The 16,663-nt window shown below is 59.6% G+C and carries 12 protein-coding genes and 3 tRNA genes; 5 read left to right on the top strand and 10 right to left on the bottom strand.

Annotated features, from left to right (window positions below):
* Position 1: 1 nt before the first annotated feature.
* From CD932_RS15940 to CD932_RS15895, 10 genes are all read right to left on the bottom strand, one after another.
* Positions 2–78, bottom strand: a tRNA-Asp gene (locus CD932_RS15940).
* Positions 79–95: 17 nt separating this feature from the next.
* Positions 96–172: transfer RNA gene (locus CD932_RS15935), tRNA-Asp, on the bottom strand.
* A gap of 115 nt (positions 173–287) precedes the next feature.
* A complete protein-coding gene (locus CD932_RS15930) occupies positions 288–560 on the bottom strand; it encodes an HU family DNA-binding protein (RefSeq protein ID WP_065309571.1) in 273 nt (90 codons plus the stop codon).
* A 201-nt stretch (positions 561–761) separates the two neighbouring features.
* Positions 762–3,173 carry an endopeptidase La gene (gene lon, locus CD932_RS15925; protein WP_094443792.1) on the bottom strand — a complete coding sequence of 804 codons (2,412 nt, stop codon included), beginning with the start codon at positions 3,171–3,173 and terminating at the stop codon, positions 762–764.
* A 280-nt stretch (positions 3,174–3,453) separates the two neighbouring features.
* On the bottom strand, positions 3,454–4,722 hold the full coding sequence (gene clpX / locus CD932_RS15920; protein ID WP_094443791.1) for an ATP-dependent Clp protease ATP-binding subunit ClpX: 1,269 nt from the start codon (positions 4,720–4,722) through the stop codon (positions 3,454–3,456).
* Between the two features lie 202 nt (positions 4,723–4,924).
* On the bottom strand, positions 4,925–5,551 hold the full coding sequence (gene clpP / locus CD932_RS15915) for an ATP-dependent Clp endopeptidase proteolytic subunit ClpP (protein WP_094443790.1): 627 nt from the start codon (positions 5,549–5,551) through the stop codon (positions 4,925–4,927).
* 76 nt (positions 5,552–5,627) lie between these two features.
* On the bottom strand, positions 5,628–6,968 hold the full coding sequence (gene tig / locus CD932_RS15910) for a trigger factor (protein ID WP_094444428.1): 1,341 nt from the start codon (positions 6,966–6,968) through the stop codon (positions 5,628–5,630).
* A gap of 671 nt (positions 6,969–7,639) precedes the next feature.
* Positions 7,640–7,722: transfer RNA gene (locus tag CD932_RS15905), tRNA-Leu, on the bottom strand.
* Positions 7,723–7,882: 160 nt separating this feature from the next.
* Entirely contained in the window at positions 7,883–10,972 is a 3,090-nt protein-coding gene (locus CD932_RS15900) for an efflux RND transporter permease subunit (protein WP_094443789.1), read from the bottom strand.
* The gene (locus CD932_RS15895) at positions 10,969–12,129 is read right to left on the bottom strand and encodes an efflux RND transporter periplasmic adaptor subunit (RefSeq protein WP_141213270.1); all 1,161 of its coding nucleotides are present in this window, start codon (positions 12,127–12,129) and stop codon (positions 10,969–10,971) included. Before CD932_RS15895 ends, CD932_RS15900 begins: the two co-directional genes overlap by 4 nt.
* 294 nt (positions 12,130–12,423) lie before the next feature.
* Between CD932_RS15895 and hpnC the strand changes: the two genes are divergently transcribed.
* The 5 genes from hpnC (at position 12,424) to CD932_RS15875 (ending at position 16,659) form a co-directional block, all read left to right on the top strand.
* The gene (hpnC, locus tag CD932_RS15890; protein ID WP_094443788.1) at positions 12,424–13,296 is read left to right on the top strand and encodes a squalene synthase HpnC; all 873 of its coding nucleotides are present in this window, start codon (positions 12,424–12,426) and stop codon (positions 13,294–13,296) included.
* 45 nt (positions 13,297–13,341) lie between these two features.
* Positions 13,342–14,175 carry a presqualene diphosphate synthase HpnD gene (hpnD, locus tag CD932_RS15885; protein ID WP_094443787.1) on the top strand — a complete coding sequence of 278 codons (834 nt, stop codon included), beginning with the start codon at positions 13,342–13,344 and terminating at the stop codon, positions 14,173–14,175.
* 4 nt (positions 14,176–14,179) lie between these two features.
* Positions 14,180–15,559, top strand: coding sequence for a hydroxysqualene dehydroxylase HpnE (gene hpnE / locus CD932_RS15880; RefSeq protein WP_254926622.1), 1,380 nt, complete (start codon positions 14,180–14,182; stop codon positions 15,557–15,559).
* A 117-nt stretch (positions 15,560–15,676) separates the two neighbouring features.
* Positions 15,677–15,838, top strand: coding sequence for a hypothetical protein (locus CD932_RS28885; RefSeq protein ID WP_176461007.1), 162 nt, complete (start codon positions 15,677–15,679; stop codon positions 15,836–15,838).
* Between the two features lie 38 nt (positions 15,839–15,876).
* On the top strand, positions 15,877–16,659 hold the full coding sequence (locus tag CD932_RS15875) for a DUF1700 domain-containing protein (protein WP_094443786.1): 783 nt from the start codon (positions 15,877–15,879) through the stop codon (positions 16,657–16,659).
* Positions 16,660–16,663 lie beyond the last annotated feature (4 nt).

The raw sequence follows: 16,663 nt of genomic DNA, 5'->3' as shown, positions 1-16,663 counted from the left end.
CTGGCGGAGCGGACGGGACTCGAACCCGCGACCCCCGACGTGACAGGCCGGTATTCTAACCAACTGAACTACCACTCCTTGAGAGCGTATTTTTTTGGCGGAGCGGACGGGACTCGAACCCGCGACCTCCGACGTGACAGGCCGGCATTCTAACCAACTGAACTACCACTCCGAAAAATACACAGTACTGCTTGCATCTGCTGTTCAGCCAGTTTCCTGCCCTGAACAGTGCGGCCCCGGAAAGCGCCGCCAGATGTTTCCGGTGATTGTCACCTCACCGAAGTCCGTTAGTTTACAGCATCCTTCAAAGCTTTACCAGCTTTAAATTTTGGAACTTTTGCCGCTTCGATGGTGATCGCTTCCTTGGTACGCGGATTGCGGCCAGTGCGTTCTGCGCGCTCGCTTACCGAAAAAGTGCCGAAACCAACGAGGGTCACGCTGTCGTTGTTTTTCAGGGTTTCCGTCACGCCGCCGATAACAGCGTCGAGTGCGCGCGCGGCGGCGGCTTTGGAAATGTCAGCTGTTTCAGCAATGTGGTCGATCAATTCAGTCTTGTTCACTAGCATCCCCAATTACAAAGGTATAAAACGTTTACCGTCCTGTTGCAACGCTTTTGGCGCTGCGGGTCCGGCGAAAAAAATGTGCAGCCGTATTAAACAAGCCGCACTGTATATGTGTCAAGCGCTTTGGGGCCGCAATTCACGTTTGGATATGAAACAAGCGCTGAAAAGCGCTTGTTTGGGCAAAACGGCGGCAAAGCGTTAGTGTTTTACCACCTCGCCGGCGGCGTCCGGCTTGGCAGCGGCCGCCGCAACAGGCTCGACCGCAGGCACTTCGACCAGCGCTTCCGGCATGCGTTCCAGTGCGATTTCCAGCACCTTGTCGATCCAGCGCACCGGCACGATCTCGAGCTTGTTCTTGACGTTGTCCGGAATATCGGCCAGGTCTTTCACGTTCTGCTCGGGAATCAGCACCGTCTTGATGCCGCCGCGATGGGCCGCCAGCAGTTTCTCTTTCAGGCCGCCGATCGGCAACACTTCGCCGCGCAAGGTGATCTCGCCCGTCATCGCCACGTCGGCGCGCACCGGGATGCCCGTAAAGACCGACACCATCGCCACTGTCATCGCCGCGCCGGCGGACGGACCATCCTTCGGCGTCGCGCCTTCCGGCACGTGGATATGGATATCGCTTTTCTCGAACACTTCCGGCCTGATGCCCAGGCGCGCCGAACGGCTGCGCACAACAGTACGGGCCGCTTCGATCGACTCCTTCATCACGTCACCCAAAGTACCGGTGCGGATGATCGCGCCCTTGCCTGGCATCGACACCGCCTCGATGGTCAACAGATCGCCGCCCACTTCGGTCCATGCCAGGCCGACCACCTGGCCTACCTGGTTTTCTTTCTCGGCCACGCCAAAGTCATAGCGGCGCACACCAAGGAATTTGTCCAGGTTTTTCGAGTTGACGATGACCTTCTTGTCCGACTTTTTCAGCAGCAGCATCTTGACCACCTTGCGGCAGATCTTCGACACTTCGCGTTCCAGCGAACGCACACCGGCTTCGCGCGTGTAGTAGCGGATGATGTCGCGCAGCGCCGATTCGGCCACCGAAATTTCCTCTTCTTTCAGACCGTTGTTCTTGATCTGTTTCGGCAGCAGGTAACGCTGGGCGATGCTGGTTTTCTCGTCTTCCGTATAACCGGACAGGCGGATTACCTCCATGCGGTCAAGCAAGGCTGGCGGAATATTGTACGAGTTCGAGGTCGCCACGAACATCACGTCCGACAAGTCGAAATCGACTTCGATGTAATGGTCGGAGAACGTATGGTTCTGTTCCGGGTCCAGCACTTCGAGCAGCGCCGACGACGGATCGCCACGGAAATCGGCGCCCATCTTGTCGACTTCATCGAGCAGGAACAGCGGATTGCGCACGCCGACTTTCGACAGCGATTGCAAGATCTTGCCCGGCATCGAGCCGATATAGGTGCGGCGATGGCCGCGGATTTCAGCCTCGTCGCGCACGCCGCCCAGCGCCATGCGCACGAACTTGCGGTTGGTGGCGCGGGCGATCGACTGACCCAGGGACGTTTTACCAACACCAGGAGGCCCGACGAAGCACAGGATCGGGGCTTTGAGCTTGTCGACGCGCTGTTGCACCGCGAGGTATTCCAGGATGCGTTCCTTGACCTTGTCCAGGCCATAGTGGTCGCCCTCGAGTACTTTCTCGGCATTCGACAGGTCGTTGTTGACCTTGGATTTTTTCTTCCACGGCAAGTTGACCAGGGTGTCGATATAGTTGCGCACGACGGTGGCTTCAGCCGACATCGGCGACATCAGCTTGAGTTTTTTCAGCTCGTTGGTGGCCTTGTCGAGCGCTTCCTTCGGCATCTTGGCCGAAGCGACCTTTTTCTCCAGCTCGTCGAGGTCGGCGCCATCTTCGCCCTCGCCCAGTTCTTTCTGGATCGCCTTGACCTGTTCGTTCAGGTAGTACTCGCGCTGCGATTTTTCCATCTGGCGCTTGACGCGGCCACGGATGCGTTTTTCCACTTGCAGAATGTCGAGCTCGCCTTCGAGCTGGCCCAGCAGGTGTTCGAGGCGCTTGGCCACGCTGAAAATTTCCAGGATGACTTGTTTTTGCTCAAGCTTCAACGGCAAGTGCGCGGCCACCGTATCGGCCAGGCGGCCGGCGTCGTCGATACCCGACAGGGACGCGAGGATTTCTGGCGGGATCTTTTTGTTCAGTTTGACGTACTGGTCGAACTGCTGCACGATCGCGCGGCGCATCGCTTCGACTTCCGACTCGTCGCCCGGCTCGGACTCGAGCGGCGTCAGGTCGGCGATAAAGTGCGTCGGCGCATCGCTGATGTGATTGATACGGGCACGCTGAGCGCCTTCGACCAGCACCTTGACGGTGCCATCAGGCAGCTTGAGCATTTGCAAGATATTGGCGACGCAGCCAATTTCATAGATGTCCGAAGGGGATGGTTCATCCTTCGCAGCTGCTTTTTGAGCGGCAAGCATAATGCTCTTGCCATGCTCCATCGCAGCTTCCAGCGCCTTGATCGACTTTGGACGGCCAACGAACAGCGGTATCACCATATGCGGGAAAACGACGACATCCCGCAACGGCAATAACGGCAGTTGAGTTTGCTCAGTTAATTTGGAAGTTGTCATGGCGTACCTTATAGAAAGCGTGTTTACGATGTTGGCGCTCGCTGCCAAAACACAAGACCGGCGAGAATAAATAATTCTGTGAAACAAACTTTCTTTTGTTTATTTCGCAAAACACACCCGCATGACTCTAATAAATCCGGCATTCATAGTAAAAAAGCCACGCGCAGCAGGTCTGCCGCGAGTGGCTTTCCGAATGAAGCCTGCAATATTATTGATTTAAATTGTACTGCGATGCATTAAGGAATCAAAACTCTTTTTATGCAAAATGTCTCAGCAGTAATCAATTTTCTCCGGAGGCCTTGGCGATCTCTTGGTAAATCAACAAAGGTTTGGCGCCACTGGTAATGGTGTTTTCGTCGATGACGACTTTCACCACGTTTTGCTGGCTCGGCAGTTCGTACATCACGTCCAGCAGCGCGTGCTCGAGAATCGAGCGCAGGCCGCGGGCGCCGGTCTTGCGTGCCAGCGCCTTCTTGGCGATCGCATGCAGGGCGGCCGGACGAATTTCCAGTTCCGCGCCCTCCATGTCGAGCAGCTTCGAGTATTGCTTGATCAACGCGTTTTTCGGCTCGACCAGGATCTGGATCAGTGCCTCTTCCGACAGTTCCGCCAGGGTGGCGATGACGGGCAGGCGACCGACCAGTTCCGGAATCAGGCCGAATTTCACCAGGTCTTCCGGTTCGGCTTCGAGCAGCAGCTCGCTGGCCGAGCGTTGCGACTGGCTCTTGACGCTGGCCGAGAAACCGATGCCGCTCTTGTCGGAGCGGTTCGAGATCACTTTCGACAAGCCGTCGAACGCGCCGCCGCAGATGAACATGATGTTGGTCGTGTCGATCTGCACGAAATCCTGGTTCGGATGCTTGCGCCCGCCTTGTGGCGGCACCGACGCCATCGTGCCTTCGATCAGCTTGAGCAAGGCCTGCTGCACGCCCTCGCCCGACACGTCGCGCGTGATGGACGGGTTGTCGGACTTGCGTGAGATCTTGTCGATCTCATCGATGTAGACGATGCCGCGCTGGGCTTTCTCGACATCGTAGTTGCAGCTTTGCAACAGCTTCTGGATGATGTTTTCCACGTCTTCACCCACATAACCGGCTTCGGTCAGGGTGGTCGCGTCGGCGATCACGAACGGCACATTAAGCATGCGCGCCAGGGTCTGGGCCAGCAGGGTCTTGCCCGAACCGGTAGGACCGACCAGCAAGATGTTGCTCTTGGCCAGTTCGATGTCGTCTTTCTTGCCCAGGTGCTTGAGGCGCTTGTAATGGTTGTACACCGCCACCGACAGGATGCGCTTGGCAGTCTGCTGGCCGATCACGTACTGATCGAGCATGGCGGCGATTTCCTGCGGAGTCGGCAGGTCCGACTTGGCACCGGTCACCGTCTCGATGCTCGACGTTTCATCACGGATAATGTCGTTGCACAAGTCGATACACTCGTCGCAAATGAAGACGGACGGGCCAGCGATGAGTTTCTTCACCTCGTGCTGGCTTTTGCCGCAGAACGAGCAATACAGTAATTTTTCGCCGCTAGAGGATTTTTTGTCTGACATAAGGCATTTTGGTTGGAACTGCATTAACAATATTGCAAAATCGCTGGCCGGGAAGGCGGCGGCAGACTCTTGAGACTGCAACCCATGGCGCAATCGGCTAAGCATGCACAAGCACCATGCTACCCGAAATAAAAGCGAAACGCCCGAACGTTTGAGCGCCCGGGCGTTTACTTACGTACTTAGCAATACCGGTAGGGGCACATCAAGCGCGGCTGGTCAACACTTTGTCGATCAGGCCATACTCGACAGCCTCGTCGGCGGACATGAAACGGTCGCGGTCGGTATCCCGTGCGATCTGTTCGATCGACTGGCCCGTGCGCTCGGCCATGATGCCGTTCAGACGTGTACGCAGGTACAAAATTTCTTTTGCCTGGATCTCGATATCGGACGCCATGCCTTGCGAACCACCGGACGGCTGGTGAATCATGATGCGCGAGTTCGGCAGCGAGAAACGCTTGCCCTTGGCGCCGGCTGCCAGCAAAAAGGCGCCCATGGACGCGGCCATGCCGGTACACAGGGTCGACACGTCCGGCTTGATGAACTGCATCGTGTCGTAGATGGCCATGCCGGCCGAGACCGAACCACCTGGCGAGTTGATATAGAGCGAAATTTCCTTTTCCGGATTTTCGCTTTCCAGGAACAGCAGCTGAGCCACCACCAGGTTGGCCATCTGGTCGTTGACCGGACCGACCATGAAAATCAAGCGTTCCTTGAGCAGGCGCGAGTAAATATCATACGAGCGCTCGCCGCGGCCGCTTTGTTCCACCACCATCGGCACCAGGCCGAGCATCTGGGTGTCCAGCGCTGGATTACGGTTCATACCTGTCATTTCATTTCCTTGTGAAGCAGTTAGAGGGCGCCACCCCGCCCTTGCGGTCGATGGCGGCGTCCGGATGCCAACTGGTTTACGCTTGTGCGTTGCTTCCCATCAGTTCATCGAAAGCGACTGCTTTCGAGGTCACTTTCGACAGGCCCAACACGTAAGTGACGACGTTTTCTTCCAATACAAGGGCTTCGATCTCACCCAGGCGGCTGCGGTCGCTGTAGTAGTACTTCAGCACTTCGCGCGGGTCTTCGTAGCTTTGGGCGAAATCTTCGATTTGCGCTTTGACTTGTTCAGACGTCGCTTGCAGCTTGTTGTCGCCGACCAGTTGCGACAGGATCAGGCCCAGGCGTACACGACGCTCGGCTTTTTCCGCGAACAGTTCTGGCGGGAAAGGCACGTCCTTGACGTTCATGCCGCGCTGCGCCATGTCCTGGCGGGTCATTTCAGCCAGGCGGTCCGAATCCTGGGTAATCAGCGTTTTTGGCACGTCCAGCTCGGCAACTTTGACCAGCGCGTCCATGACGGCTTCCTTGTTGCGTGCCTTGACGCGGCCAGCGACTTCGCGCTGCAGGTTCACTTTGATGTCTTCGCGCATTTTGGCCAGGTCGCCATCGGCAACGCCCAGCGACTTGGCGAATTCGGCATCGACTTCCGGCAGGTGCGCCCATTCCAGCTTTTGCAGGGTGATGGTGAACGAGGCGGTCTTGCCGGCCACGTCCTTGCCATGGTAATCCTCAGGGAAGGACAACGGGAAGGTCTTGGCCTCGCCCACTTTCAGGCCCAGCGTCGCCGCTTCGAATTCCGGCAGCATGCGGCCTTCGCCCAGCACGAAAGCGTAGCCATCAGCTTTGCCGCCAGGGAATTCCACGTCGTCGATCGAACCGACGAAATCCACCGTCACGCGGTCGCCTTCGGCAGCCACCGGCTCGCCGCCGTCACCGTGTTCGCCAGCTTCGCCCTTGGTGTGGAAGTGCACGCGCTGCTTGCGCAGGATGTCGATGGTCTTGTCGATTTCGGCTTCCGACACTTCGGCTTGCACGGTTTCGATTTCAACGGCGGCCAGGTCGCCGATGGTCACTTCCGGATACACTTCGAAGGTGGCGTCAAATGCCAGCTGGCCTTCGACCGCGTCTTCTTTCGGCACGATGTTCGGGAAACCGGCCACGCGCAGATTGTTTTCGTTGGCGGCGTCGTTGAACGCGCGGCCGACTTTGTCATTCAGCACTTCGGATTCGATCTGATAGCCGTATTGTGCCGCGACCATTTTCAACGGCACTTTACCAGGACGGAAGCCCGGTGCCTTGGCCGTACGGGCTTGCACTTTCAGGCGCTTCTCGACTTCCGTGCGCACGTCCGTCAGCGGGAAGGAGATGGTGATACGACGTTCGAGTTTGCCCAAGGTTTCGACTGCAGTTGCCATGTAAAAAATCGTCCAAAAAATAAACACTGTTGTTGCGAGAAAAGAAGACCCGACCCCTTGCGCCATCACTGGCGGCAAGACATGGGTCCAGCTTCACTCGCTCGCATATTCATCTGCCACAACAAGAACACAGGGTAATGGACCCGGTCTGCCCGGAAAGTTCAACCAGGCACCAGACAATCCGCTGTCTTCAACACTGCAGCAGGGCTCCGACTGTCCGGCACTGCTTCGGGGTTCAATCGCAGGGCCGGGCCTCATTCGGTAAAGCGTGGCATTATAACAAAGGACTTTGAAAAAGTGGCTGGCTTTGCAGCGCGGCCACAGAGGATGGACGGCAGTAGCGATCACTCGCCACAAGCTGCATGTTCCCTGTCCTGGCTGCCCTTCACTACTATTTCCGGCACCTTGTTGTCGCCTGAAACGCGGTTTCCCACCGCGCTTCGTCCATTAGTATATGTCATCTGCCGCCACGTCCCAAACAAAGAAATGCCAAAAGCGGCAAGTTTTCACGCAAAAATCGCCTGTTTTACGCCGAATTGAAGAAAAACGGCCAAAATGGCAATGCAAAGACGAGCGACAATGATCAATTGGAGCGAGTGGCGTGTTCGCCGGAAGGAAACCTGCGGGCCTGAGAAAATCTTGTTTGCACTTCCAGGTTGAACAACCTGGAATGGTGCGGATGGGGAGACTCGAACTCCCAAGCCGAAGCACTGGCTTCTAAGACCAGCGTGTCTACCAATTCCACCACATCCGCATACTTGCACCGCCAGGCCAGGCACTCCTGATTCTAACAACTCGGGAGCATTCTGGCTACCTCGCTCTTGTCGGCCGCGAAGGCTGAAAGAGCAAAGGCGGCATTCTACTGGATTTCCCAGAGGAATGCCGTCTTTTTTACCGCCGTCTGCCGCACCCGCTTACTTGTCGGGCGCCACCGGCTTGCTGACGCGGAACCAGGCCGCGTACAGGGCCGGCAGGAACAACAGGGTCAGGGCAGTGGCCAGGATCAGGCCACCCATGATGGCGACCGCCATCGGCCCCCAGAACACCGAACGCGACAAGGGGATCATGGCCAGCGCGGCAGCGGCGGCCGTCAGCACGATGGGCCGGCAGCGGCGCACGGCCGAATCGATAATGGCGTCCCACGGCGTGGAGCCATCCTTGATGTCCTGTTCAATCTGGTCGACCAGGATCACCGAGTTGCGGATGATCATGCCGAACAGCGCGATCACCCCCAGGTTGGCGACGAAACCGAGCGGCCGGTGCAAGGCCAGCAGGGCAAAGGCGGCGCCCGCCACGCCCAGCGGCCCCGTCAGGAAGACCAGCAGCGCGCGCGAGAAGCTGTGCAGCTGCAGCATCAGCAAGGTAAAGATCAAAAAGATCGCCAGCGGCAGATTGGCCGCGATCGACGCTTCCGCCTTGCCGCTGTTGGCGGCCACGCCCTTGAGCCTGATCTGGTAGCCAGGCGGCAATTTTGCACGCAAGGCGTCCAGTTGCGGTGCCAGCTGGGTCGACACGGTGGCGCCTTGGATATTGTCGCCCACGTCGGACTGCACGGTAATGGCCCATTCACGCTTGTCACGCCACACCACCCCCGGCTCCCACACGAAATGGACGCGGGCGATCTGCGAAATCGTCACCGACTTGCCATTGGCGGTCGGGATATTCGTGTCGTTCAACACCGAAATCGTGTTGCGCTCTTCCAGTGGCTGGCGTACCTGGATATCGATCAGCTTGTTATCCTCGCGGAACTGGCCGATCACCGTGCCCGACAAGATGGTATTGGCCGCCTGCATCACCGTCTTCGACGTAATGCCCAGCGCGCGCATCTTGTCCTGATCCAGCTCCAGGCGCATCACCTTGACCGACTCGTTCCAGTTGTCATTGACGCCTACCGTATTCGGATTGGCGCGCAAGATGTCCTTGACCTGGTCGGCGATATTGCGCACCTTGGCCACTTCCGTGCCCGTAACCCGGAACTGTACCGGATACGGTACCGGCGGGCCATTCGGCAGCAGCTTCACACGGCCGCGCACTTCCGGGAAATCCTGCTTGAAGACATCGATGATCTTTTTGCGCAGCAATTCACGGTCGGCCAGGCTCTTCGGCAGGACGACGATCTGCGAGACGTTGCTCTGCGGGAAAATCTGGTCCAGCGGCAGGTAGAAGCGCGGGCTACCCGTGCCGACATAGCTGGTCACGCTGTCCACGCCGTCGAGCTTGCTGACAAAAGCCTCGAATTTTTTCACCTGCTGCTCATTGGCCGCAAACGTCGTGCCTTCGGGCGACCACATTTCCACCATCAGTTCCGGACGGCTGGAATCGGGGAAGAATTGTTTTTCAATAAAATTGAAACCATAGATGCCAAGCGCAAAGATCGCCAGGGTGGCGGCGATCGTCGTCTTGCGCCACTCCACGCACCAGGTAACGGCGCGGCGGAAACGGCGAAAGTTCGGCGTATCAAACAGTTCATGGTCGTTGTTGGCATGCGGCTTGACCTTCAGCAGCAGGTAGCCGATATACGGCGTGAACACCACGGCCACCACCCAGGAAATGATCAGCGCCAGCGCATTGACGGAAAACAGGGAAAACGTATATTCGCCGGCGGTCGACTTGGCAAGACCGATCGGCAAAAAGCCCGCCACCGTAATCAACGTTCCCGTCAGCATCGGCATGGCGGTCGACGTGTAGGCGAAGGTGGCGGCATCAAAGCGCGACATGCCCTCCTCCATCTTGCGCACCATCATTTCGACGGCAATGATGGCGTCATCGACCAGCAGACCCAGGGCGATGATCAGGGCGCCCAGCGAGATCTTGTGCAGGTCGATATCGAGCATGCGCATGAACAGGAAGGTGACGGCCAGCACCAGCGGAATGGTCAGCGCCACCACCAGGCCCGGGCGCACATCGATGCGCAGCGGTTTGGTGTGCAGGCCCAGCGCGACAAAGCTGACGGCCAGCACGATCAGGATCGCTTCGATCAGGGTATGGACGAATTCACCGACCGAGGCCGACACCGACGCCGGCTGGTTCGACACGCGTTGCAGCTGTATGCCCACCGGCAGCGCTTTTTCCATGCGCGACACGGTCGCCTGCAAGGCCTTGCCCATCTCGATGATATTGCCGCCCTTTTCCATCGAGACGCCCAGGCCGATCACTTCCTTGCCGTTGAAACGCATCTTGTCCTTCGGCGGATCGACGAATTCGCGTTTCACGCTAGCAAAGTCACCGAGGCGGAAGGTGGTGCCATTGGCGCGCAGCTCCAGGTTTTCCAGGTCCTTGACCTTGATCATGGCGCCCGTCACCCGCATCTGCAGATTGTCGGTCGGCGTGACCAGCACGCCGGTGGCGTTGATGCTGTTCTGCGCTGTTAACTGGTTGACGATGGCTTCGAAGGGGATGCCCAGCTGTGCAAATTTCTTGTGCGAGAAGACGATATTGATCTTTTCATCCTGCACGCCGAACAGTTCCACCTTGGCCACCTGCGACACACCCAGCAGCTGCTGTCGCACCTCATCGGCATAGTCTTTCATTTCGGCATAGCTAAAACCATCGCCGGACAGGGCAAAGATGGAGCCATAGGTGTCGCCGAACTCGTCGTTGAAGAACGGTCCGACCACGCCTGGCGGCAGGGTGTTCTTGATATCGCCGATCTTTTTGCGCACCTGGTACCAGGCGGCCGCCGTTTCCTTCGGCGGCGTCGATTCGCGCAATTCCAGCAAAATCAAGGTCTCGCCCGGCTTGGAATAGCTGGTGATCTCGTCGATATACGGCGTTTCCTGCAGCTTGCGCTCAAGCTTGTCAGTGACCTGCTCGGCCATCTGCAGCGCGGTGGCGCCCGGCCAGTACGCTTGCAGCACCATGGCACGGAAGGTAAACGGCGGATCTTCGTCCTGGCCCAGATTGGCATAGCCGAGCATGCCGCCGATCAGCAGCACCGCCATCAGGTAACGCGTCAGCGGTATGTGTTCGAGCGCCCAGCGTGACAGATTGAAGCCGCCCTTCATTTGGCGGCCCCTGTCACAGCAGCCTGCGCACTCTTGGCGGGTGCAGCCAGTTCGGCGCCGAGTATCGTCACTTTCTGGCCAGGTTTGAGCAGATTGACGCCGGCCGTGACCACCGTCTGGCCCTCTTTCACGCCAGAACTGAGCAGCAGGTCATTGCCGGCCACGCCGCCCACGGTGACATTCACCAGTTTCACGGCGCCGTTTTCCACTACCCACACCGAGCTTTGCGATTTCTCGTTGAACAGCGCCGTCAGCGGCACCCTGATCTGCGGCGTGACCGTGGTGGAGGCGAACTGCACCACGGCCGTCATGCCCAGGCGCGCTTCCGGCGCGTTGGGGATGGTCACCTTGGCCAGATAAGTACGCGTGGCAGGATCTGCCACCGGCGAGACTTCACGGATCTTGCCCGGCAGCGCCTGTTTCGGGTCGGCCCACAGCCGCACCACCACGTTCTTGACACCGCGCATGGTCTCGACCTTGTCCTCGGGAATGCCGATCACCACTTCGCGGTCGCCATTCCTGGCCAGCACGGCCACCGGCGTGCCGGGCGAGACCACCTGGCCCACTTCGGCGTCGAGGCGCGTGATCACACCGTCGCCGTCGGCCAGCAGGCTGGCATAGCCGGACTGGTTACTTTGGCCGCGGTAGACGGCCTCGGCCGCTTCCACCTGCGACTGCGCCGCCTTGTACGCGGCATCCTTGCTATCGAGTACGGCCTGGCTGACAAAATTCTTTTCGCGCAGATCCTGGTAGCGCTTCAGTTCGGCGCGCGCCAGGTCGCGATTGGTTTGCGCACTGTTCAGGCTGGCCTTGCCCTGTGCCTGCGACAGTTGCAGGTCTTGCGGATCGAGCCGCATCAGCACCTGGCCGCGCTTCACAGAAGCGCCCACGTCGACCTTGCGTTCAACGATCTTGCCGCCCACGCGAAAGCCCAGCTGCGAGGTGACGCGCGCCACGACTTCGCCCGAGAACTCGGCATTGACATCGACATTGCTGCTGGCCAGCACGATGGCGCGCACCGGGCGCACGTCGTCGACCTTGGGCACCGGCCTGGAACAGGCGGCAAGCATCATCGCAAGGGCCGCCGCCGCCATCAGGCGCAGGGCGGGAAGAGCTGGGGCGCCGGTCTGGCGGCGCAGGGTTTTCAGGGCAAACAAGGTATTTTCCTTTACTATGCGGGCTGTTAGATTTTTAGATGAGGAAACTTTTTGCCTGCCGACTCGGTAGCGCCAAAATTTTTCTCACGCAATATCCTTAAATTTGTGACAATTGCAGCCAAGTCTTTCAGGAAGCATTATTCCTTACTGACTTTCTGGTTAGTAATTATAATCGCAGCGATAATTTTTTAGTGACTTTTGCGTCATTAACCCCTCTTTATCGCATCGATAACTATTTACTGTGTCACCTTTGCATCGGCCATTGAAGGCCGTGCATGACGAGAGAAGTGTTTCATGCCTGTAGACCATTACGAAAATTTTCCCGTAGCATCCGTTTTACTGCCGCGCCGCCTGGTGCCCGCCGTCGAAGCCATCTATGCCTTTGCGCGCAGCGCGGACGACCTGGCCGACGAGGGCGACGCCACCCCCGCCGAACGACTGGCCGCCCTGCACGCTTACGAGCTGGCCCTGGGACGCATCGAGCGCAATGAGCCGGAAAGCGACCCCATGTTCGTGCGCCTGGCCGCCACCATCGCCAGGTTCGAGCTGCCGATGCAGCCCTTCCACGACTTGCTGTCCGCCTTCAGGCAGGACGTGCGAACCACGCGCTACGCCAGCCATGCCGACGTGCTCGACTATTGCGCCCGCTCCGCGAATCCGGTCGGCCTGCTGATGCTGAGCTTGTACAAGGCGGCCGATGATGAGAATGTACGCGATTCCAACGCCATATGTTCTGCTTTGCAACTAATTAATTTTTTGCAAGATGTGGCGATTGACCGGCAAAAGGAGCGCATCTACCTGCCGATGGAAGACCTGAGCCGGTTTGCCGTCTCGCCCGCCGCCTTCGAGCTGCCCGAAGCACATGGCAAATGGAGCGCCCTGATGCGTTTCGAAGTAGCGCGCACGCGCGCGCTGATGCTGTCCGGTGCGCCGCTGGCCCTGCGCCTGCGCGGGCGCATCGGCTGGGAGCTTCGGCTGGTGGTGCAAGGCGGCTTGCGCATCCTGGAGATGATCGAGGCCGTGAATTACGATGTGTTCCGGCGGCGCCCGAAACTGTCCAAACGCGACTGGCTGATCATTTTGTGGCGCGCCGTGCGCATGTCGCGCAAAAGCGTGGCGCTGGCGGCTCAAGAAAAGCCGCTATTTCCACCGTCGGCCACGCACTAAGACGATAGAATAGCGGCTTCAACCTGCAACCCTTGCACTTTTACTATGTCTCCCGACGAATATTGCCAACAAAAAGCCGCCCAGAGCGGCTCCAGCTTTTACTACAGTTTCCTGTTCCTGCCCGTCGAGCGCCGCAAGGCGATCACGGCCCTGTATGCGTTCTGCCGCGAGGTTGACGACACGGTGGACGAGTGCACGGACGAAAACGTGGCACGCACCAAGCTGGTCTGGTGGCGCAAGGAAGTCAAGGCCATGTACGAGGGCAACCCTACCCATCCCGTGATGCGCGCGCTGGAGCCACACCTGGCCGTCTACAAGCTGGAAGAGAAGCACTTGCAGGCAATTATCGACGGCATGGAAATGGACCTGAACCAGACCCGCTACCTTGATTACCAGGCCATGAGCCGCTATTGCTGGCATGTCGCCAGCGTGGTGGGTATTTTGTCGGCCAGTATTTTTGGCGCGACCCGCCCGGAAACCTTGCTGTACGCGGAGAAACTGGGCCACGCTTTCCAGCTGACCAATATCATCCGCGATGTCGGCGAAGATGCGCGCAAGGGGCGCATCTACCTGCCGATCAGCGAGTTGCAGCAATTTAATGTCACGGCGGCCGACCTGCTCAACGCGCGCCATACCGAGAATTTTGAAAACCTGATGCGTTTCCAGGTGGCGCGCGCGCAAAAAACCTATGACGAGGCGTTCGCCCTGTTGCCGGCGGGCGACCGCCGCGCCCAGCGCCCGGGTCTCATCATGGCCGCCATCTACCGCACCGTGCTCAACGAAGTCGAGCGCGACGGCTACCATGTGCTCAAGCAGCGCATTTCCTTGACGCCGATCCGCAAGCTGTGGCTGGCCTGGAAGACCTGGATACGTGGCTAAGGCAGTGTCAACATCGCTGTCCGTTGCCGTCATCGGCGGCGGCTGGGCCGGTTGCGCCGCCGCCATGGAACTGGCGCGCGCCGGCCATCTCGTCACCGTCCACGAGGCGGCGCGCACGCTGGGGGGCCGCGCGCGCAAGGTCGAACGCGACGGTACGGTATTGGACAATGGCCAGCATATCCTGCTCGGCGCCTACCAGGAAACCTTGCGCCTGCTCAAACTGGCCGGCCAGGACCCGCAGGCGCTGATCCTCGAGCTGCCCTTGCAGATGCGTTACCCGGACGGCAGCGGCGGCATGGATTTTGTCGCGCCACGCTGGCCGGCGCCGCTGCACCTGGCCTGGGCACTGCTGCGCGCCAAAGGGCTGGCGCGCGCCGACAAGGTGGCGCTGATGCGTTTTTCCAGCGCCATGCGCTGGATGGGCTGGCAGCTCTACAACGATTGCACGGTCAGCGAATTGCTCGAACGCTTCGACCAGACCGACCGCCTGATTGCGCTGATGTGGCGCCCGCTGTGTCTGGCGGCCCTGAATACGCCGCCGGAACGGGCCTCGGCCAGGGTCTTCGTCAACGTGTTGCGCGACAGCCTGGGCGCGCGCCGCCGCAGCGCCTCGGACATGCTGATCCCCAAAGCCAATCTGAGCGCGCTGTTTCCCGAAGCGGCCGCCCGTTACGTGACAAACCATGGCGGGCTGGTCAAGCCGGGCGCCAAGGTGGAATCCCTGCATGCGCTGCCCGATGGCCGCTGGCAGCTGGGCAGCGCGGAACAATACGACCGCGTGGTGCTGGCCACATCCAGCAGCCAGGCCGCCATCCTGCTGTCCAGCACAGGCGCCCCGTCCGTCAATGAAATAGTTGCCCAACTGCAGGCTTTTACCTATGAGGCGATCAGCACCTGCTACCTGCGCTACGATGCCGCCTTGCGCCTGGAGTTGCCCTTTTACGCGCTGGTCGACGCACCGGCACGGGCGCACTGGGGCCAGTTCGTGTTCGACCGCGGCCAGCTCGACGCGCGGCAAGCGGGCTTGCTGGCGGTAGTGATCAGCGCATCAGCTGATGCCGCCGCGCAAGGCCATGCCGCCCTGGCGCACGCCGTGGCCGCACAGCTGGCGCAGGTGTTGGGCATGCCGCAACTGGCCCAGCCGGTCTGGACGCAAGTGATTACCGAAAAACGCGCCACCTTTGCCTGCACGCCCGATTTGCTGCGCCCAGCTAACGCCACCGGCCTGGCTGGCCTGGTGCTGGCCGGCGACTACACGGCCGGCGACTATCCGGCCACCATCGAGGCGGCCGTGCGCAGCGGCGTGCAGGCGGCCAGTCTCGTGAGCCAGATCAAGGCGCATGCGTCGAAAGCGTCACCGCATATCGTCCCCATGTGTCGCTGACCCCTGCAATTGTGCAGCCTGTCGCACTTTACTGGTGCGTAGCGAGCCGTTTGGATACAGTCATATCATCGGCCAGCAGCACTTGCAGCCACCAACGATATGACGACAGGAACTACCATGAACACCACGCCATTCAAAACCGCTTGCAAAACCGTGCTGCTGCTGGGCTTCGTGGCGCTGGCGTTGGCGATCGTGGCCGGCACCCCGCAAGGCCCTGCGGCGCAACACGCGCCCTTGATGCTGAGCCAGGCCAGCATGCTGCTGCCGGCGCTGGGCTAGGCCGCCAGACAGTGGAAACGGAACGCACAGGAAACATCATGCCTCAACAAGACTATCTCGATGCGCTGCGGCGCGCGCTGGCCGGCTTGCCGCCAGAGCTGGTCGCCAGGACCATCGCGTATTACGAACAGCGCTTCAACCAAGGCCGGGCGGCCGGGCGCAGCTTTGATGAAATCGCACACGACCTGGGCGAGCCGAAAAAAATCGCCCTCACCCTGCGCGCCAACACCCAGCGCCGCGCGTTCGAGCAGAAGAAAACTCCCGTCAACCTGCTGCGCCTGCTCGTTTCGCTGGCGGGCCTGGCCATCTTCAATCTGTTCATGGTGATCCCGGCTGCCGTCTATGCGGCGCTGCTGGCCACCTTGTATGCCGTGGGCCTGTGCTTCTACCTGGCCGGCATCGCGATCACCGCCAGCGGCCTGTCGGGCGCCAATGAATTGCTGCTCGATGGCCCCTTGCGCTACATGCTGATCCATGACGACGATGGCGGCCCAGGCGATGACCAACGACAAACCCGCATTACCATCGGCGACACCGGCATCGAAATCGATCACCTGCCCGGCCCGGTCGAGGCGATACAGGATAAATTGCCGTCGCCGTCGTCACGCGTGATCGAACGTGCCGAAGCGCTCGCCGGCAGCGGCATCCATATCTATACTGGCCTCGACCAGGACGCGCGCACCACGCAAACCCTGTTCGGCATGGGCATGGTGCTCGGTGGCATCGCGCTGTTCCTGCTCAGCCTGGTCGTTACCCGCTACACCCTGATCGGCATCCGGCGCTATATCGCGATGAATATTTCCCTGCTCAAAGGTCATTAAGGAG

The sequence above is a fragment of the Janthinobacterium sp. PC23-8 genome (genome assembly GCF_002250505.1).
GTDB lineage: Bacteria > Pseudomonadota > Gammaproteobacteria > Burkholderiales > Burkholderiaceae_D > Janthinobacterium.
Note: the sequence above shows the minus strand (reverse complement) of the source record. Positions and strands in the feature narration are given on the sequence as shown.